At 58.0% G+C, this 18,797-nt stretch carries 18 protein-coding genes; 14 read left to right on the top strand and 4 right to left on the bottom strand.

Going from position 1 to position 18,797, the window contains the following annotated elements; all coding sequences use genetic code 11:
* Positions 1 to 47: 47 nt before the first annotated feature.
* Entirely contained in the window at positions 48 to 1,355 is a 1,308-nt protein-coding gene (locus IEV00_RS04025) for an amino acid permease (protein ID WP_188359004.1), read from the bottom strand.
* Positions 1,356 to 1,623: 268 nt separating this feature from the next.
* Between IEV00_RS04025 and IEV00_RS04020 the strand changes: the two genes are divergently transcribed.
* From IEV00_RS04020 to IEV00_RS03980, 9 genes are all read left to right on the top strand, one after another.
* Positions 1,624 to 2,007, top strand: coding sequence for a DMT family transporter (locus IEV00_RS04020; RefSeq protein ID WP_188359003.1), 384 nt, complete (start codon positions 1,624 to 1,626; stop codon positions 2,005 to 2,007).
* 359 nt (positions 2,008 to 2,366) lie between these two features.
* Positions 2,367 to 3,452: a redox-regulated ATPase YchF gene (gene ychF, locus IEV00_RS04015; protein ID WP_188359002.1), complete on the top strand. Its 1,086-nt coding sequence runs from the start codon at positions 2,367 to 2,369 to the stop codon at positions 3,450 to 3,452.
* Positions 3,453 to 3,670: 218 nt separating this feature from the next.
* The gene (locus tag IEV00_RS04010; protein WP_188359001.1) at positions 3,671 to 4,129 is read left to right on the top strand and encodes a hypothetical protein; all 459 of its coding nucleotides are present in this window, start codon (positions 3,671 to 3,673) and stop codon (positions 4,127 to 4,129) included.
* Positions 4,130 to 4,237: 108 nt separating this feature from the next.
* Positions 4,238 to 4,759, top strand: coding sequence for a 2'-5' RNA ligase family protein (locus tag IEV00_RS04005; RefSeq protein WP_188359000.1), 522 nt, complete (start codon positions 4,238 to 4,240; stop codon positions 4,757 to 4,759).
* Between the two features lie 58 nt (positions 4,760 to 4,817).
* Entirely contained in the window at positions 4,818 to 5,744 is a 927-nt protein-coding gene (locus tag IEV00_RS04000) for a patatin-like phospholipase family protein (RefSeq protein ID WP_188358999.1), read from the top strand.
* Positions 5,745 to 5,885: 141 nt separating this feature from the next.
* On the top strand, positions 5,886 to 7,019 hold the full coding sequence (locus IEV00_RS03995) for an LppP/LprE family lipoprotein (RefSeq protein WP_188358998.1): 1,134 nt from the start codon (positions 5,886 to 5,888) through the stop codon (positions 7,017 to 7,019).
* Between the two features lie 69 nt (positions 7,020 to 7,088).
* Complete coding sequence (locus IEV00_RS03990; protein ID WP_188358997.1) at positions 7,089 to 8,450, top strand: MFS transporter; 1,362 nt, start codon at positions 7,089 to 7,091, stop codon at positions 8,448 to 8,450.
* A 118-nt stretch (positions 8,451 to 8,568) separates the two neighbouring features.
* Positions 8,569 to 9,651: an ABC transporter substrate-binding protein gene (locus tag IEV00_RS03985; protein ID WP_229723053.1), complete on the top strand. Its 1,083-nt coding sequence runs from the start codon at positions 8,569 to 8,571 to the stop codon at positions 9,649 to 9,651.
* A gap of 33 nt (positions 9,652 to 9,684) precedes the next feature.
* Positions 9,685 to 10,692 (top strand): FecCD family ABC transporter permease, encoded by a 1,008-nt coding sequence (locus IEV00_RS03980; protein WP_229723052.1) that lies wholly within the window; start codon positions 9,685 to 9,687, stop codon positions 10,690 to 10,692.
* Positions 10,693 to 10,863: 171 nt separating this feature from the next.
* Here IEV00_RS03980 and IEV00_RS03975 read toward each other — a convergent pair whose 3' ends face one another.
* Positions 10,864 to 13,239, bottom strand: a complete 2,376-nt coding sequence (locus IEV00_RS03975) for an ATP-binding cassette domain-containing protein (RefSeq protein WP_188358996.1) — start codon at positions 13,237 to 13,239, stop codon at positions 10,864 to 10,866.
* Between the two features lie 133 nt (positions 13,240 to 13,372).
* On the opposite strand from IEV00_RS03975, the gene IEV00_RS03970 reads away from it, so the two are divergent.
* Both IEV00_RS03970 and tpx read left to right on the top strand, forming a co-directional pair.
* Positions 13,373 to 14,317, top strand: coding sequence for a DMT family transporter (locus IEV00_RS03970; protein ID WP_188358995.1), 945 nt, complete (start codon positions 13,373 to 13,375; stop codon positions 14,315 to 14,317).
* A gap of 81 nt (positions 14,318 to 14,398) precedes the next feature.
* Positions 14,399 to 14,896: a thiol peroxidase gene (gene tpx, locus IEV00_RS03965; protein WP_188358994.1), complete on the top strand. Its 498-nt coding sequence runs from the start codon at positions 14,399 to 14,401 to the stop codon at positions 14,894 to 14,896.
* 178 nt (positions 14,897 to 15,074) lie between these two features.
* Here the strand turns inward: tpx and IEV00_RS03960 are convergent, their stop codons facing one another.
* The gene (locus IEV00_RS03960) at positions 15,075 to 15,404 is read right to left on the bottom strand and encodes a branched-chain amino acid transporter permease (RefSeq protein ID WP_188358993.1); all 330 of its coding nucleotides are present in this window, start codon (positions 15,402 to 15,404) and stop codon (positions 15,075 to 15,077) included.
* A complete protein-coding gene (locus IEV00_RS03955; protein ID WP_188358992.1) occupies positions 15,397 to 16,194 on the bottom strand; it encodes an AzlC family ABC transporter permease in 798 nt (265 codons plus the stop codon). The genes IEV00_RS03960 and IEV00_RS03955 overlap by 8 nt, the downstream gene beginning before the upstream one ends.
* Before the next feature lie 98 nt (positions 16,195 to 16,292).
* Here IEV00_RS03955 and IEV00_RS03950 point away from each other — a divergent pair, with 98 nt between their 5' ends.
* The 3 genes from IEV00_RS03950 to IEV00_RS03940 are packed head-to-tail and all read left to right on the top strand — an operon-like array spanning position 16,293 to position 18,713.
* Positions 16,293 to 16,724, top strand: a complete 432-nt coding sequence (locus tag IEV00_RS03950) for an Lrp/AsnC family transcriptional regulator (protein ID WP_188358991.1) — start codon at positions 16,293 to 16,295, stop codon at positions 16,722 to 16,724.
* Positions 16,725 to 17,171 (top strand): OsmC family protein, encoded by a 447-nt coding sequence (locus IEV00_RS03945; RefSeq protein WP_188358990.1) that lies wholly within the window; start codon positions 16,725 to 16,727, stop codon positions 17,169 to 17,171.
* Positions 17,172 to 17,225: 54 nt separating this feature from the next.
* A complete protein-coding gene (locus IEV00_RS03940) occupies positions 17,226 to 18,713 on the top strand; it encodes an amino acid permease (RefSeq protein WP_188358989.1) in 1,488 nt (495 codons plus the stop codon).
* Positions 18,714 to 18,797 lie beyond the last annotated feature (84 nt).

Here is an 18,797-nt window from a genome sequence, read left to right as displayed (position 1 = left end):
CGACGGCAGGGCGTTCCTTCTGCGTTTACGCTTCTTTTGACAGCGGCCTAGAAGAGGTCAAAGAGCTTGTAGACAATCGCGCTGAAGGCGGCGATACCGGCAACGACCACAAAGACGTTCATAATCTTGCCGCGGTAGGGTGCCAGCACCGGTACCTTATGAATGGCGTACATGGGCATGAGGAAGAGTACCAGCGCCATGATGGGGCCCACCAGAGTCTCAATCAGACCCAGAATACTGGGGTTGGCGATAGCCGCCAGCCATACGCAGATAAAGAGCACCACAGAAACGCCCAGGCTGACCTTCTGCTTGGAAATACCCTTTTCTTCGGTCTTGAAGTTGGAACGAATAATTCCTACGGCGCCCTCGTGGGCACCGAGCCAGTGGCCAAAATAGGAGGAAGAAATTGCGGTGATAGCCACGATGGGGCCCAGAATCTCAATGAAAGGAGCGTGTAGCTCGTTCGCCAGGAAAGAGAGAATGGGCAGGTTAGATTCGCGAGCTTCCCGCAGGCCGTCGGTGCCGAGGGCCAGCACACAAGACCACACGAAGATCATGGTGAAAACTACCAGAATGGTGGAGGTTGCGCGCAGAATCTGAGACGCCTTAGCAGCTGACTGTAGACCGTAGCGCTCGCGCATAGATACGGAGAACTGCGAGATAGCCGGAGCGTGGTAGAAGCTGAATACCAGAACAGGCAGCATCAGCCAGAAAGTGAGGACGAAATCGCCGAAGCTGGGAACCTGGGTGAAGCTGTCAAAAGACCACTGGGGAATCAGGTAGATAGAGACCGCCAGAAGAATGAGAATCAGGGGATAGACCAGCGCGTTAGTAATCGCCAGCATAATCTTTCGGCTGGCCAGCATGACGCCGGTCAGAAGGGCCACCAGTACACCGGAAAGTAGCCAGCGGGGCCAGGGAGCCATGCCCAGCTGATTGACCATGAGCGAATCGACGGTATTGGTGATACCCACGCCGTAAATCAAAAGCACTGGAAAGATAGAGCAGAAGTAGAGGACAGTGAAGATTCTGCCTACGCCCACCCCGAAGTACTGCTCGGTGAGGTTGGTGATGTCGCTATCGGGCTTCTGCGAGGCACACACCATGCGGGAGAGTGCACGGTGGGAGAAATAAATCATCGGCCAGATAACCAGGGCCGCAAGAAGCAGGGGCCATACGCCACCGGAACCAGCATTGATAGGAAGAAAGAGAATACCCGCGCCAATAGCTGTGCCGAAAAGGCTGATAGTCCAGGTGGTATCTCCGGCGTTCCATTTGGGTGGTTTGGGGGAATTAGGGTCCATCTCAATGGCGGCGGTGGAAGTATCAGTGAACTCTTTGGCGGTGCTGGCCATGAGTACTCCTTTGTACCTTGTTGTCTATACATGGATGCCCCATCAAGGCTACCGGAGAATTGTTCAACAGGTGAGATTGCCACCACAGGTTGAGGATACTTTTTCGGGTTTTCTGCCCTTATTTTCTTCGGGTTTTTGAAAATCTACACAAGTGTTGATTGTGTCTCTAAACGAGCTGCTACTCTCCAGGATTTGGTAGGCGGTTGATAGAATATGTGCGCTCTATTTCTTCTTGCTCATTTTTCTCAGGTGTTCCAGAAAGAACCACATGCCCTACCTATTTTTAACCCTGGCTATCGGTGCCGAACTGGTGGCAACCTCGCTGTTGAAATCTACCGAGGGCTTCACCAGGTTGTTCCCTACCCTGTTCTGCCTAGCTCTTTACGCTGTCTCTTTCTTCGGCCTCTCTCAGGCGGTCAAAACCATTCCGGTGGGTATTGCCTACGCCCTGTGGAGCGGCCTGGGCACCGTAGCCATTGTGGCAATCGGCGCTATGTTCCTGGGGGAAAGCCTATCCCTGCTCAAGCTGGTGGGGGTTGGCCTTATTGTTGCCGGAGTAGTGATTCTCAACCTGGGTGGTGGCGCCCAGCATGCTGTTGGCCCCATGACCGGGATTATCCAGGTGGTTGAGGCGCCCGATCATAAGATTTAGGCGGGTTTGGGCTTTGCTGCCAGGCCGGTTTTGGGTGGGTTCCGGTGATGAGAGCGTGGGTTTGTACAGGCTTGCCTCGGGTGTACAGAGATACCGCTGTACATGCGAGACAAACCTGTACAAAACCCGGGCCGTCACGTTGAAGAGCCAAGATAACCCTGTACCAACCGGGGAGTTGACAGGGGAAGATCCCAGACATCCTGTATTCGGCCTGCTTCACCCGAGCCAACAGCCCCGCACCCCGGCCGAAAGTACAAGCAAACTCACCCGCGGTGTCGTCCTGCAAAACCTGCGCTCGCCACAAGCGGCGAGTAAACTAGGCTCCAGATCAAATCCCTAAGGTAAAAGGTGAAAACTCAGTGGCTCTAACAATCGGTATTGTGGGTCTACCCAACGTGGGCAAGTCCACCCTCTTCAATGCACTGACCAAGAACAACATCCTGGCAGCGAACTACCCCTTCGCCACCATTGAACCGAATGTGGGTGTGGTGAACCTGCCGGATTCCCGCCTGGATCGCCTGGCTGAGATTTTTGGGTCGCAGAGGATTCTGCCCGCGACCGTCTCTTTCGTAGATATTGCCGGTATTGTGCGTGGTGCCTCCGAGGGCGAGGGGCTGGGTAACCAGTTCCTGGCAAACATTCGTGAGGCTCACGCGATTGCCCAGGTGGTGCGCGCCTTTGACGATCCCGATGTGGTGCATGTGGACGGCAAGGTTGACCCGGCCTCGGACATGGAGACCATCAACACCGAGCTGGTACTGGCAGATTTGCAGACCCTGGAAAATGCTATTCCCCGCCTGGAAAAGGCTGTGAAGATCAAGAAGGGCGACGCCGCTCAGCTCGAGGAATACAAGAAGGCCCAGAAGGTGCTGGAAGAGGGCGATACCCTGATTTCCAAGAAGGACTCTGCTGGTCTTGATTTTGCTCTTCTGCGCGAGCTGAACCTGCTGACCACCAAGCCCTTCATCTACGTTTTCAACTCTGACGAGGGCGTGCTGGCTTCGGAAGAGAAGCAGCAGGAACTGCGCGATCTGGTGGCTCCCGCCGAGGCTGTTTTCCTGGATGCCAAGCTCGAGGCCGACATGGTGGAGCTCTCTGACGAAGAGGCTCGCGAGATGCTGGAGATGTCTGGCCAGGACGAGTCCGGCCTGGATAAGCTCGCCCGCGTGGGCTTCTCCACCCTGGGTTTGCAGACCTACCTGACCGCAGGCCCCAAGGAATCCCGCGCCTGGACCATCTCCAAGGGCGATACCGCGCCCCAGGCAGCCGGCGTGATTCACACCGACTTTGAGCGCGGCTTCATCAAGGCCGAGGTTGTTTCTTTCGCTGACCTGGACGAGGCTGGCTCCATGAACGAGGCCAAGGCCCGCGGCAAGGTGCGCATGGAGGGCAAGGACTACATCATGCAGGACGGCGACGTGGTGGAGTTCCGCTTCAACGTCTAGTTTTCTTTGCGGGCGGCTGGGTTTTCCCGGCCGTAGCGGAACCAGGGGCTGCTTCTCGGTAGGGGAGCGGCCCCTTGCTTATAGGTTCAACCTCGCAGAGTCCCCGTATCACTGGCAAAACCCCGGCATTTCCGCGTGTTGAATCATTCGTAGGCTTATTTTCTTGGCATAATAAAGCGAGAGGTAATCATCATCAACCTTATTAAGAGGAGAAAATAATGAAGGCCAAACTCGCATTTATCGTTGGTGCCGCAGCAGGTTTCGTGGCAGGTTCGGCAGCTGGTCGTGACAGCTACGAGAAGCTCAAGACCCAGGCTGTAAGCACCTGGAACGACCCCAAGGTTCAGGAAGGTCTTTCCAACGCTCAGCAGACCATCCGTGAGCAGGCTCCCGTTGTAGCAGACAAGGCCAAGGCAACCGCCGCATCCGGTGTTGACCAGGCTAAGGCTAAGGCTGAGGAGGTCAAGGCTAACCACGAAGAGAAGAAGGCTGTGAAGCAGGTGGAGAAAGACATCGCCAAGGCTGAAAAGGAAGCCGAGAAGGAAATCAAGCAGGCTGAAAAGGAAGCCGCTAAGGCCGACAAGAAGGCTCAGAAGATTGCTGACAAGGCTCCCGCTGATGTTGTTTCTGACCCCGCTGCTTCCATCGAAGACGAAGGTCCTGTAAACAACCGCTAAATCAGGGTTGTTCACATGCAAGAAGGGTGCCAGCTATCGAAAGGTAGCTGGCACCCTTTTGCGTGTGTAGAGTAGGCAGAGTCAAGAGGCACCAGCGATAAGACAGAGATGACGTCGCCAGATAATATCCTGCTCCACCTAGAACCCAGCCACGAGCGCCAGATTAGAAGAATATTTGCCGAGCTGGAAACCCGCGGGTTTCCACGCCAGAATCAAACCCCGCACATCACCCTGACTTTCGCCGCGCAGATGAGCAGCGCCGTCCAGCAGGAAGCACAAAAAATCCTGCCGCCGCTGATTCCCGCAACTCTCCGGCGGGCGGGAGTCGTCGTTTTCGGCACTAAACGCAAGCAGACCGTTGCCTGGTTGCTCGAGGCTGACGAAGAACTTGAGCGCGCTGCCCGGCGGCTCTCTGCGCTGAATCCTGACGGGCGCGGGGAGCGGTGGACCCCGCACCTGACCATGGGCCTGTGCCTACCGCGCGAGACGGTGCCCGACTACATCCGTGCACTTGATGAGGTGACGTCGCCGCATTTTCGGCAGCTCACTGCCCATCGGGCGGCCCTGTGGCAACCTCGGCTTGAGAAGCTGACCGTCTTTGCCGAAAGAGTCTCCCCGGAAGCAGAGTAAAGTTGAACGGGGCCGGCGTTGAACCTGCCTGCCCGGAATGAGAACTAAGAGGGGTTTTGTGCACTCTGTTGTAGAACTGATGCGCCAGCGCAAGCTCAGCGAATCACAGCCGTTGGCCAGGCAGGACGACGCGCGGTTGGCGCTGGTGCTCGAAGGCGGCTCCTCGCGGGCGGCCTTTGGTGGGGGAATGGTGGGAGCTCTCGAAGAAGCGGGGCTGCTTTCTGTCTTTGACGCCGTCTACGGCGCTTCGGCGGGTGCTCTCAACGGCGCCTGGTTGCTGTGCGAGCGGGCCAATGCCAATATTCACGGCTGGTGGTCGCCGGAATCGATGAAGAGCACCATTAGGCTCACCAATATCTTCAAGAAACTGCCGGTGGTCAACGGCGATTATCTGGTGGATGAGGTCTACGAGAATTTCACCCCCATGGGTTTTGACGAGATTCTTGCCAGCGACATTGAGTATCACCCGGTGGCTACGGATGCTGACTCCGGGGCCTCTACCGATTTGGCTCCGCTGATTAAAGACCGCGCCACCCTTAAGCAGGCAATGAAGGCAACCACCCGGGTGCCCCTGCTCTCGGGAGCGCCGGTGAGCTTGGGTGGGCGCCGCTTTATTGACGGCGGCATGGCCGAGAATGTGCCGGTGGAAACCGCCCTGGCCCAGGGAGCAACCTATCTTCTGGTCTTGCGCACCAAGGCTCCGAGTCTGGATCTGCCCACCACTGCCGGGCTCAAGCAGAGGGCTGTTGCCCGCTGGATGCACCGCAATGCCCGCGGCGCTGCCCATACCTGGGATAACCGCAACGTTAAAAAGCAGCAGCTGGAGGTGCTCATGGCTAGAGATTCTAGGGTTCTTCAGGTGGCACCGCCGGCGAACGTTGCCAAGATTTCTATGGTGGGTTCAGATCTGAAAGTGCTGCGGGAGGCGGTGGAGGTAGGACGCCGCTGCATGACCGAGACCCTGCGGCCAGTTCTGGGCGATTAAGGGGAGACGCTTGACGCAAAGGCTAAGACACAAATCAAAGTCGCAGAGGGAAATTTAGCCTGGCCATGGCAGGGGTCACATACTATTAAAGTGTTAATCCCCCATGATTCGAGCGGAGTAGTTCTCGTGAAGAAGTCCCTCTTGACCACCCTTGTTGCCAGTGCGGCTCTGGTTTTAGCCGGTTGCTCAGGCTCCAATACCGCAGCTGAGAACCCGCAGGCCCCCGAGTCGAGTAGCTCTTCAAGCTCAGCCAGCACCTCAAGCACACCTTCCCCCGCGGCTGAAAGTCCGAGCGCAACCGGTTCGCCCTCTGCCAGCAGCCCCACCCCCGTGCCCACCGGCTCGGTTGAAACCGCAGAGGCGTCTAAGGCGGCGCCGTCCAGCTCCTCAGAAAACACCTGCGCCGGCCTCACCGAAGATGAGGCGGTGGGCCAGAATATTGCCACCGTGCCCGAGACCTTCCCCGAATCCGGCGAGGCAACCAGCTGGGTTAAGGCCAGCGATGGCACCTATGACCCCTGCGCTGAGCTTTCCTATGTGGTGCTGGGTATCAAGGGCGCAACGGCGTCCTCGCCCTTCCAGATTATGCTCTTCCATCACGGTGAGTACCTGGGCACCCCGGCAAAAACCGCTTTCGGCTTCTACCCGGAGATTGAGCAGTCCCAGAAGAACCAAATCACCGTGGGCTACCGCTGGCCCGAAGGCACTGAGTCCAACGCTGAGGCAAAGGTTCGGGCAATCAGCACCTTTACCTACAATGCGAAGACCGGGGGAGTAGATCACGCCGGCGACTTCCCCACCTACAAGGGTATGTCTGCGGACGGCGCTCTGCCGGCTGACGTGGCGGTAGAAGCGGGTGCTCCCGCAGCGATCGGTGGCGATACCCCGGCCAATGCGGTGCAGGGAACCGCTCCTGTGGGTGATATTGCCACCTTCAAAACCGAAGACGGCAACATTCGCTGCGACATGCGAAGCGGCGACCGCGGTGCCAGCTGCGTTGCTGAGAGCCTGCTTAACAACGCCTCCAAGGGCGGCAGCGTAGAGACGGGTACCGCTGGCATGGTGGAGTTCCTCTCCAAGTATCCTACGGCCCACAGCTACGCACCACAGGCGCCTCTGCTGGCCCAGGACGAGGGAATTACCGTTCTTCCCGCCGGTGAATCTGTCTACTTCGGCGATAGCATCTGCCTGGCAGAGTCCAACGCGGTGGCTTGCTGGTCGATGACCGGCACCCAGGGCTTCTATGTTACTGCTGACCGCTATATCACCTTCTAAGAAGGCAGTTGACAGAGAAACCAAATGGGGTAGAACTAAAAGGAGCAGGTAAAACGTGGAAAGGATCTCATGAGTAAGTCAACAACCCGTACCGTGGTCTGGCTACTCAGTGTCTTTGCCTATGTTTTCGCAGTCATTAACCGCTCAAGTTTTACCGCGCTGGGCGAGACCGCCCAGCACCATTTTCAGGCTGAGGCAACTATCGTCTCCACCTTCGTGACCGTGCAGCTGCTGGTCTATGCCCTGGCGCAGGTGCCGGTGGGTATCTTCCTTGACCGCATGGGTGCCACGGTGGTGATGATGACCGGTCTACTTCTGATGGGAGCGGGTCAGCTGGTGATGGGCCTGAGCGACTCGTCTGCGGTGGCAATCTGCGCCCGCATCTTGGTGGGCGCAGGCGATGCCTGCATGTTCGTCTCTCTGGTGCGCGTGATTGGCGACTGGTTCATTCCGCGCTACATTCCCACCATGAACCAGATTAGCGGTCTGATGGGCCAGGGCGGCCAGCTTCTGGCGGTCGCCCCGCTCACCGCCGCGGTGGTTGCGCTGGGCTGGGCGGGCGCCTTCTCCGCCCTGGCGGCGCTGGCCGCCGTCTTTCTGTTGCTCATGCTGTTTTTGATGCGCGATACCCCGGGTGGGGCGACCGTTTTTCAGCGGCTTTTGGGCAAGAAAAATGAGGACGACGCCGCCGCGGCGTCCACGCCCGTTGAGACGGTGGCTGCCACCCCCATTACCGAAGCGCTTCCCGTACTGGGGCCCAACTCATCGGGTATCGGCCCCGCCCTCGTCTCGATTCTCAAGCGCCCTGGCATTCGCATGGCCTTCTGGGTGCACATGGCCACCGCTTTTTCCACCAACACTTTTGTGTTGCTCTGGGGCGTGCCCTTCATGACCGGCGGGCTGGGCTATTCCACGGAAAAAGCCCAGTCGATGGTCTCTCTGGTGATCGTTTCGATTATGATAGCGGGTCTGCTGGCCGGCCCGGTTTTCTCCCGGTTTAGCCGTCGGAGAATTCCCATTATCGTGGGCGTGGTTTCCAGCAACATTGTGCTCTGGCTGTTGATTTTGCTCTGGCCGCAGGTGGCGCCCACCTGGCTGGTTGCCCTCTCGATGGTGGTGCTGGGCATTGGCGGGCCCACCTCTATGATTGCCTTTGACATTGTGCGCACCTACGCGCCCTACACCCAGCGGGGCATAGCCACCGGCTTGACCAATATGGGCGGCTTTATCGGTGCCCTGCTGGCGGTGCTGGGCATCGGAATTGTGCTTGACCTGCAGGGGGCCGGTACTCCTGACCTCTACAATCTTCAGGCCTTCAAATGGGCTATGGCGGTGCTGCTTCCGATTCTGATAGTGGCGCTGACCATGATTCTGATTGAGTACCCCAGGGCCAAGCGCTACCTGGATTCTAAGCGGAATGACCAGCCGTAAACATTACATGCTTAGGTGTTTCACTCTTACAAGTTAGGGTAAGCTAATACGGCAATGTCAGATTGCCCTAGTAGCCCTTTCAGTAGCACACGCTGAAACTCTAAGCGGAGGTTTTCCCTTGACCATTCTCAGCACCCAGCGATTCCGTGCTGGCAGCGCAACGCTGGCAGTTGTAGCCCTTCTGCTCACCGGCTGTGGAGCCTCAGAAGAAGTACCCGAATCTGAGGCCGCCAACTCGCCGGCGGCGTCGTCCTCAGGTGAAGGCAAAACCCAGTACCCGCTGACCTTACAGAACTGCGGCGTAGAGACCACCATTGAAAAAGCACCCGAACGCGTGGTTTCGCTGGACCAGGACTCCACCGAGATTCTGCTTTCCCTGGGTCTGCAAGACCGCATGGTGGGCACCGCCTCGTGGACTGACCCCGTGCTTGACGACCTCGCCGATGAGAATGAGTCGGTTCCCCGTCTCTCAGATAACGCCCCCACCTACGAGGTGCTGATGGATACCGACCCCGACTTCGTGACCGCCTCCTTCGGCCGCCATTTCAATGAGGAAGGCGGAGTGGTCACCCGCGACCGCCTGGCAGAGACCGACATTCCCTCCTACCTCTCACCCACCGACTGCGATAACGGCCAGAGTATCAACGGCGGCGGCAAGCGAACCACCCCGGTTACCACCGACGCCCTCTTCCAGGAGATTAGGGAGCTGGCCGAGGTCTTTGACGTTCAAGACCGCGGTGAAGAACTGATCAGCAGCCTGCAGGAGCGCGAAAAGGCAGCAACCGAGGGCGTAGATTTTGACAGCGCCGACGTCGCCTTCTGGTTTGCCGACACCAAGACCCCCTACATCGCTGGAGGCAAGGGCGCTCCGCACGTGCTCACCGACAAGACCGGCATGACCAACGCCTTTGAGTCTGGCGACGACGACTGGGAGGCGCTGAGTTGGGAAGCCATTGTCGATGAGAACCCCAAGGTACTGATTCTGGGCGACCTTCAGCGAGATCGCTTCCCCGGTGACAAGCTCCAAGACAAGATTGACTTCTTAGAAAATGATCCGCTGGCAAGCCAGATTGAAGCGGTGAAAGAGGGCAACTACATCGCCCTGCACGGAGCCGAAATGAACCCCTCCATCCGCTACGTAGATGGCCTTGAAAAAATCAAGGCATGGTACAGCGAAAACCAAGACAAGCTGGAGAACTAATCAACCGTGCTGGAAGCATCTCCCAAGAAACCCGTGAAACGCTGGTTGCTCATCGCGGCCGGGCTGGTGGCGTTAGTGGTCTCTATCCTGGTGGCAATCACCCTGGGTAGCGCGGATATCTCCCTGGTGAATATCCGAGACATCGTCACCAACCACGCGGGTCTCACCGATATACCGGTGCGCCGCAGCGAAGACGCAATTGTCTGGGAAGACCGCCTACCGCGCTCGCTGGTGGGAGCCGCCTGCGGTACCGGGCTTTCCCTCTGCGGGCTGCTCCTTCAGTCCCTGCTCCGCAACCCGCTGGCCGACCCCTATATTCTGGGCGTTTCTTCGGGTGCTTCCACCGGCGCGGTGGCCATCGGAATGCTGGGCCTGGGCGGGGGAGTGCTGGGCCTTTCCGGCGGTGCCTTTATCGGCTCCATTATCGCCTTTATCGCGGTTCTCGTGATTGCCCACTTTGCCCGGGGAAACACCGCCGCCTTTATTCTGGCCGGCGTTGCCTCCACCCAGCTTTTCTCCGCGCTGACCTCGCTGATGATCTTTGCTTTTGCCGACTCCGACGAAGCCCGCGGCGTGATGTTTTGGATGCTGGGCTCCCTCGAAGGGGTGCGCTGGCAGCAGGTCTACCTCGCCCTCGCCGTAGCCCTCATCGCGGTGGTTATCTGCTGGGCAGCAGCCCGCGCGCTGGACGTGCTGACCTTCGGAGAAGACATGGCAGGCGCCCTGGGTGTGAACGTCACCGCCGTGAGGATTTCGCTACTGACCTTGACGGCGCTGGTGACGGCGGGGCTGGTCTCGGTGGCGGGTGCCATTGGCTTTGTGGGCCTGGTGATTCCCCATATCGCCCGGCTCATCTGCGGCCACCGCCACGCCCTGCTGGTACCCTTCAGCGCGGTGTTTGGCGCTATCTTCATGGTCTGGGTAGATGCCCTCTCCCGCATCTTCTTCTCACCCACGGCCCTGCCCATTGGCGTGGGCACCGCCGTGGTGGGTGTACCGGTCTTTATCGCGATTCTGCTGAAGAAAAAGGCGAGGGGCTAGCAGGCTCAGCCCAGGATGGTGCGCGACGGCGGGTGGGGTGGAGCCGACTGGCATCGGGATGAAGCGATGCGGGTGCGAGCTTGCGAGCGCTCAGGAGCGAGCGGAATCGCGAAGCGTGCGTTTAAGGGAGGTCGGCCCCACCCCACCCGCCAGAGCAAACGGATCGCAGGCCTACCCTCCTACGTACTCCGCCAGGTAGCGGCCCGTCAGCGTCGTCCTCGAGTCCACCAGCTCCGCCGGGCTGCCCTCAAAGACCACCCTGCCGCCCTCGCTACCGGCGCCGGGCCCCAGGTCAATAATGTGGTCGGCATGGGCCATAACCGCCTGGTGGTGCTCAATCACCACCACGGTCTTACCCGAACCCACCAGGCGATCCAGCAGAGCAAGGAGCTGCTCCACATCCGCCAGGTGCAGGCCCACGGTCGGCTCATCCAGCACAAAGACCCCGCCCTTCTCACCCATGTGGGTTACCAGTTTGAGCCGCTGGCGCTCGCCGCCGGAGAGCGTAGAGAGCTGCTGGCCCAGGGTGATGTAGCCCAGGCCCACCTCCACCATGCGGTCAAGAATCTTAACCGCCGCTGCTACCTTGGTTTCCGCAGCCTTGAAGAAGTCCAGTGCCTTCTCCGCCGAGAGCTCCAGCACCTCGCTGATGTTGAGCGCTCCCAGCCGGTATTCCAGCACCTCATCGTTGAAGCGCCTGCCCTGGCAGGTCTCGCAGGGCAGGGAGACCTTGGCCATGACGCCCGCCTCGACATCTACGGTGCCGGTGCCCTTACAGTCGGGGCAGGCGCCCTCGGAGTTCGAAGAAAAGAGACCGGGCTTGACCCCATTGGCCTTGGCAAAGGCCTTGCGAATGGCATCCATTAGACCGGTATAGGTGGCGGGGTTTGACCGGCGGGAGCCACGAATCGGCGCCTGGTCGATCGCAACCACCGCGGCGCCGTCCACGCTCTGACCCACCAGATTTCCGTGCACCAGCGACGACTTACCCGAGCCCGCCACACCGGTTACCACGGTCAGCACGCCCAGCGGAATATCTACGCTGACCTTCTGCAGGTTGTTCTGCTGGGCCTGGCTAATGGAGAAGGTTCCGGTGGGTTTGCGGACGGCGCTCTTGAGCTGGGCGCGGTAGGCAAGGTGCTGGCCGGTGAGGGTTTCTGATTGTTTGAGATCCTCGAAAGAGCCCTCAAAGGTGATTTCACCACCCGCGCTCCCTGCACGGGGGCCGAGGTCGATTACGTGGTCGGCAATGGCTATGGTCTCTGGCTTGTGCTCGACCACTAACACGGTATTGCCCTTATCGCGCAGAGACAGCAGTAGCTCGTTCATGCTGGCGAGGTCGTGGGGATGCAGGCCGATGCTGGGTTCGTCGAAGATATAGGTGACGTCGGTCAGCGCCGAACCCAGGTGGCGGATCATCTTGGCCCGCTGAGCTTCACCGCCCGAGAGGGTGGCCGCCGGACGATCCAGAGAAATATAGCCCAGGCCAATCAGCACGAAAGAATCCAGGGTCTTCTGTAGCGATTCCAAAAGCGGAGCAACCTGGGGTGCCTCGAGCTCCCGCAGCCACTGGGCCAGGTCAGAGACCTGCAGGGCGGTTAGCTCGGCAATATTTTTGCCCTTAATCTTTGCGCTGAGAGCGGTCTTGTTCAGGCGGGTGCCTCCGCAGTCTGGGCAGGTTACAAAAGTCACCGCGCGGTCGGCAAACTCGCGGTTTGCCTTCTGCATATCTTCTTTATCTTTGGAGAGAATTGACTTCTCGATGCGGGGAATCAGGCCTTCGTAGGTCATATTGATTCCGGCAATCTTCATGCGGGTGGGCTCCTTGTAGAGGAAGTCCCGCAGCTGCTCTTCGGTGAAATCTTTAATGGGAACATCGGCGGGGTAGAGGCCCGATTCCCGGTAGAGGCGGGCGTTCCAGCTACCGTGGTTGAAGCCGGGAATGGTGAAAAGGTCGTCCTGCAGGGTCAGATTTTCATCGTAGAGCTGGCTCAGGTCTATTTCGTTTGCCCTGCCCAAACCCTCACAGCGGGGGCACATACCACCGGCACGGTTGAATCTCACCACCTCTTTCTTTGCCCCTGCCTTATCGACGGTACGGGAGCCCTGGGCGCTCACGCTGGCAACGTTGAAAGAGAAAGCGTTGGGGCCGCCGATGGCTGGTTCTGCCAGACGAGAGAAGAGGATGCGCAACAGGGCGGTGGCATCGGTGGCGGTACCCACGGTGGAACGGGGGTTGCCACCGATTCGTTCCTGGTCTACCACAATGGCGGTGGTCAGGCCCTCAATCAGATCTACCTCGGGGCGGGGCAGGTTGGGCATAAAGCCTTGCACAAAAGCCGGGTAGATTTCGTTAATGAGCCGTTGCGACTCTGCGGCCACCGTGCCAAAAACCAGAGAGGACTTGCCGGAACCTGAGACTCCGGTGAAGACGGTGAGCCTGTGTTTGGGAATTTCAACGGTAATGCCCTTGAGGTTATTACTGCGGGCTCCGGTAATTCGGATGCTCCGGTGGGAATCTGCCGGGGTCGAAAGAGAAGAGGTCACTCAAAGTCCTAACTGGTGAGAAAGAAATAGATGAGAAATATTGGTTTACAAATCAACTAATAGGAGTAATGTAAAAAGTGCAATACAGCAATACAAGAGCTCATAAGTTCAATCCAGAAAGAAGTGATTCATTATGTTTGCCCTCGGGCTCATGATTTTGGGCGGCGCACTCCTACCGGTGCAAACCACCATTAACTCCCGTCTACGTCTAGCCGTTATTTCTCCCTACCTATCATCCCTTATATCTTTCATCGTCGGTACTGTCTTTCTGGCGGTTCTCGCTCTGCTGGTGGACGGCGCCTTTTGGTTTTCGCCCTCAGAGGTAGCCGGTGAACCCGCCTGGATCTGGGCCGGTGGTTTACTCGGAGCCATTGTGCTCACCACCAACATTCTGATTTTCCCCCGCCTGGGCGGAGTACAGTCGGTTATTCTGCCCATTACCGGCCAGGTACTGATGAGCCTGATTATCGACCAGTTCGGTATCTTTAGGGCTACCCAGGTAGACCTCACCGTGGCCCGTGTTATCGGTGCTGTGCTGGTGATTGCAGGTGTGATTGCCGCGGTGGCACTCGGCCGCAAGAAGGCGGCTCCGGTTCCGGGAGCAAGTAAGGAAGTCAGCGCTCCGGCAAGCAACCTCGGCTGGCAGCTTCTAGCAATTTTCGTGGGCTTCTTGATGGCCAGCCAGGCAGCTATTAACGGTCACCTGGGTATCGTGATCGGTTCGGGAATTAAGGCAGCCTTTATCTCCTTCATCATCGGAACCATCGTTCTCTTCCTTCTTGTTCTCGGTCTGCGCCTGAAGCTCAAGGTCACCGTTCCCGCTGAAAAGAAAGGCAACCCCTGGTGGATGTGGATTGGCGGCCTGCTCGGTGCCGGCTACGTCACGCTCAACGCTGTGCTCGTTCCCATTCTCGGTGTGGGTACAACCACCGTTGCCTCGCTAACCGGTATGATTATTGCCTCTCTCATTATTGATAAGTTTGGCATCTTCGAAGCCGCCCGGCGCCCCGTGCGTCTAATTCAGGTGGCGGGAATCGTCGTCATGATTATTGGCGTTGCCCTGATTCGCCTGACCTAAGAGGTTTCCCTGGCTAGTCTTTCAGCGTAAATGACCGTCTACACCTTGCGCCCGGTCGGTAGTGCGCGCCACAATGGGCATATGGCTGAAACTAAATTTCAAGGTGAAACCGTAACTACCAGTGGCGAGCTGCCCGCAGTGGGCACCAAGGCCCCCACCTTCTCAGTGGTTGGCGCTGACCTCTCCGAGGTCAAGACCTCTGACTTTGAAGGTAAGAACATTGTTCTGAACATTTTCCCCTCTGTAGACACCGGTGTGTGTGCACAGTCTGTACGCACCTTCAACGAGCAGGCAGCTGCTCTGGAGAACACCGTGGTGGTCTGCGTATCGAAGGATCTTCCCTTTGCGTTGGATCGCTTCTGCGCAGCCGAAGGCATTGAAAACGTTGTAACCGCATCTGATTTCCGCACCTCTTTCGGTGAGGATTTCGGTGTCAAGCAGACCTCCGGCCCCCTGGCCGGCCTGCTGGCTCGCGCGGTGGTTGTTCTCAACCCTCAGGGCGAAGTCATCTACAACCAGCTGGTTCCCGAAATTACCGAAGAGCCCGACTATGAGGCAGCGCTGAAGGCTCTCAAGTAGTCCAACTCAGGCTTATATCCTTTCTCGAACGACCACCCGGCAAGAGTTCCGGGTGGTCGTTTTGTGTTTTAAGGCGGGGTGCCTAGGGCTTTTAGTTCACTTTGGTTGATTATGTGCAAACTAGTCTGTACACCATCAACCAAAGTGAACTATGGCGTATGCCAAACAGCAAAACGACTCAAGCAAACACCCAGTTGGCCAGCACAACACAGATTCCGGTGCCCACCACCATAGAGAGCACCATGTTTTTGCGCCACAGTTGCATCACGATGGTGCCTGCCGCTCCTGCCAGATAGGGAGTTGCTGTCTCCACCGAAGAATAGTCAATCTCGAAGAAAACGTAGGCGGCAAGCAAAAGCATGGCGCCCAGGGGAATCCAGGCGGCTAGATGGTGCATCACCGCTGAATTTCTTAGCAGGCTTTTGAGCCCGAAAGGAAGCAGGCGCAGGGCAAAGGTAATGCCAGCAGCAATGAGTACCGCAGCGAAAATATAGCTGAGACTAGGCACGCGGAGCCTCCCCGGCGTCGTCCTGAAGATTCCCGGCGGTGGGCTGAACAGGCTCACCTAAGGCGAGTGTTTCAGTGGAAACAGTGCGGGGGCGCTTGTTTGAGAAGAAGTGGCGCACCAGTAGCAGCAGTACGTAGAGCAGTAGGGCCACCGTGAGCATGGAGCCCGGAAAGAAAATCATGGCAACAGCCGCAGAAATAACCGCCAGCAGGGCGGAGACATTGTCTTTCTGCGCCCGATAGGCTTCGATGGCGAGAATGATGAAGAGCGCCGTCATCACAAAGTCCATCCCTTTAATTCCGGCGAGAAAGCTGGCGCCGACCACCGCACCCAGGGTCGAACCGGAAATCCAGGAGAGATGAAGCAGTAGGCCAATCCAGAGCAGACGCCCCTGGCTGTGGGTAGATGAATCCGGGCCCGCGTTGAGGGCAAACTGCTCGTCGGTGAGCGAATAGATGCCGTAGAACTTGGGCAGGAAACCACGGATATTTTCCAGTGGAAAGGAGAGTCCGTAGACCAGGTGGCGGGCATTGACCAGAAAGGTCGTGGCGGCAATAGAGGCCAGGGGAGCGGAAGCGGCAATCATGCCGGCCAGCAGGAACTCCACTGACCCGGCATAGACCAGGCTAGAGAGCAGGGGAGCCAGCCACCAGGGCAGACCCAAAGACGAAATTAAAATACCCAGGCCAAGGCCCAGCACCAGGTAGCCGCCAAAGACCACTCCGCCCACCCGCAGGGCATCTTTGAAGCCAAAGCGAGCCCCGGGTGTCTCTTCCACTGTGTCTGCCATACAACCCCTCTATAATCTCTAGCAATTTTAGAGAAGAACCCGCGCAATATGTTTGTTGTTACTTGCAGTTTTTTGCGCAGTGGGGCAATAATTTTCATATGGATGCACTAGACCACGCAATTATTGAAGAGCTAACGAAGAATGCTCGCCTGACTAACCAGGAACTCGCCGAAAAAGTGGGGCTCACCGCCGCGCCCTGCCTGCGCAGGGTTCGCCGCCTTGAAGAAGAGGGCGTGATTGAAGGCTACACCACCCGTCTCAACCACAATGTGCTGGGCAACGGCTTTGAGGTGGTGGTCAACATGGAGCTGGTGGGCAACGAGATTCGCCGTGTAGAGTCCCTGGAAAAGGAGCTCACCGCTATGCCCGAGGTTGTAGAGCTGCGTCGCATGTTTGGCCAGCCCGACTACACCATGCGGGTGCGCGTCAAAGACTCCGCCGCCTACGAAGAGTGGGTGAGTAAGTATCTGGTGCCCCACCCTGATATTGCCCGAATTGATTCCCGTATCACTATGAAGGTTATTAAGTAAATGACTCAAGAAAACCGTGAAAACGACCCCAACTTCCGCTCTGTCACCGTTGAGCGGGTGGGTGAAACCCACTACCGCGCGACCAACCCCTCTGGCGCCGTCGTCGAATTCGGCCAGGGCGAGGGACTGCTGACCCCTGTGGAGATGCTGCTGGCGGCTCTCGCCGGTTGCTCCTCGGTAGACGTTGACGTGGTGACCTCCCGCCGCTCGGAGCCGGAGAACTTCACCGTCACCTCCTCGGCCGTCAAGCTCCATGAGGACGACGGCGCTGTGCGGCTGGACGACGTGCAGCTCAGCTTCAACGTGACCTTCCCCTCTGACAAGGCAGGGCAGCAGGCCCAGAAGATGGTGGATCGGCTGATGAAGCTCTCCCACGAGAAAGATTGCACCGTATCTCGCACCATCGAGCACCCAACACACGTGGAGTTCATCAACGAAAACGGGTAACCTAAAGTCTGGCTTAACTATCATTAGATTTTCTAAAGACCGAAAGGTCACACTATGTCAGAAATTTCTCGCGAAGAGACTCCCCAATCGGAGAAGGATCTCAACCGCGGTCTTAAAACCCGCCACATGCAGATGATTGCAATCGGCGGTGCGATTGGAACCGGTCTCTTTGTGGCATCCGGTGCCACCGTTGCATCTGCCGGCCCCGGCGGTGCCCTGCTGGCCTACGCCCTGATCGGCTTTATGGTGCTGCTACTCATGCAGTCCCTGGGTGAGATGTCCTCCCACCTGCCCGTGCCCGGTTCTTTCCAAACCTTTGCCTCCCGCTATGTCTCGCCGTCCTTCGGCTTCGCCATTGGCTGGAACTACTGGTTTAACTGGGCTATCACCGTGGCTGCCGAGCTGGTGGCTGCCGGAATTGTGATGAATTTCTGGCTTCCTGATGTGCCCGGTTGGGTCTGGGCGGGCGTTTTCCTGGTGCTACTTTTGGCCCTTAACGCCCTGTCAGCTCGCGCCTACGGTGAGGGCGAATTCTGGCTTGCCACCATCAAGGTGGTTACCGTAATCGTCTTCCTGATTGCCGGTCTTGCCATGATTCTGGGCATTATGGGCGGCAACTCTCCCGGCTTTGATAACTGGACCACCGGCGATGCCCCCTTCGTGGGCGGGCCGATTTCTGTCATCGCTATCTTTATGATTGCCGGTTTCTCTTTCCAGGGAACCGAGATGGTGGGCGTGGCTGCCGGTGAATCCGAGAACCCCCGCCGCGATGTTCCCAAGGCGATCAACTCGGTATTCTGGCGCATTCTGCTCTTCTACATCGGTGCCTTTATCATCATCGGTTTCCTGATTCCCTACACCGATCCCAATCTGCTGCGTGCTGATGACACTGACATTTCCTTCTCACCCTTCACCCTGGTGTTCGAGCGTGCCGGTGTTGCTTTCGCGGCTTCGGTGATGAACGCGGTGATTCTTACCGCGATTCTTTCCGCCGGTAACTCGGGCCTCTACGTGTCTTCGCGTATGCTCTACTCGCTGGCGATTGAGGGTAAGGCACCGAAGATTTTTGCCCGCGTGAACAAGCGCGGTATTCCCATGCCTGCTCTGCTGATGACCACAGCGGTGGGTCTCTTTGGCTTCTTGACCGCCGTCATGGGCGAGGGCGGTGCCTACACCTGGCTGGTGAATATCTCGGGACTCTCGGGCTTTATCGCCTGGGTGGGCATTGCGGTCTGCCACTATCGATTCCGCCGGGCCTTTATCAAGCAGGGTCACTCCCTGAAGGAGCTACCCTATGTGGCGCCACTCTTCCCGCTGGGCCCGATTATCGCCATGATCATGTGCATTCTGGTGATTCTGGGCCAGAACTACGAGGCAGTCTTTAAGGGCATGTTCCTTGAGGTAGCTACCGCCTACATTGGTCTGCCGGTATTCCTGGCGGTCTGGCTGATCTACAAGGTCGTGACCAAGGATAAGCTGATTCCTCTGGAGCAGGTTGACGTTTCCGGCCTCGACGTTCCTCAGAAGCCCGCTGCCAAGTAGGTAGGCCGCTGGCTTCGGTCATAGTCCACTTTGGTTGATTTTGTGCAGATAAGTCTGCACAAAATCAACCAAAGTGGACTATTT

It is taken from the genome of Rothia aerolata (genome assembly GCF_014635585.1).
GTDB classification, from domain to species: domain Bacteria; phylum Actinomycetota; class Actinomycetes; order Actinomycetales; family Micrococcaceae; genus Rothia; species Rothia aerolata.
Note: the sequence above shows the minus strand (reverse complement) of the source record. Positions and strands in the feature narration are given on the sequence as shown.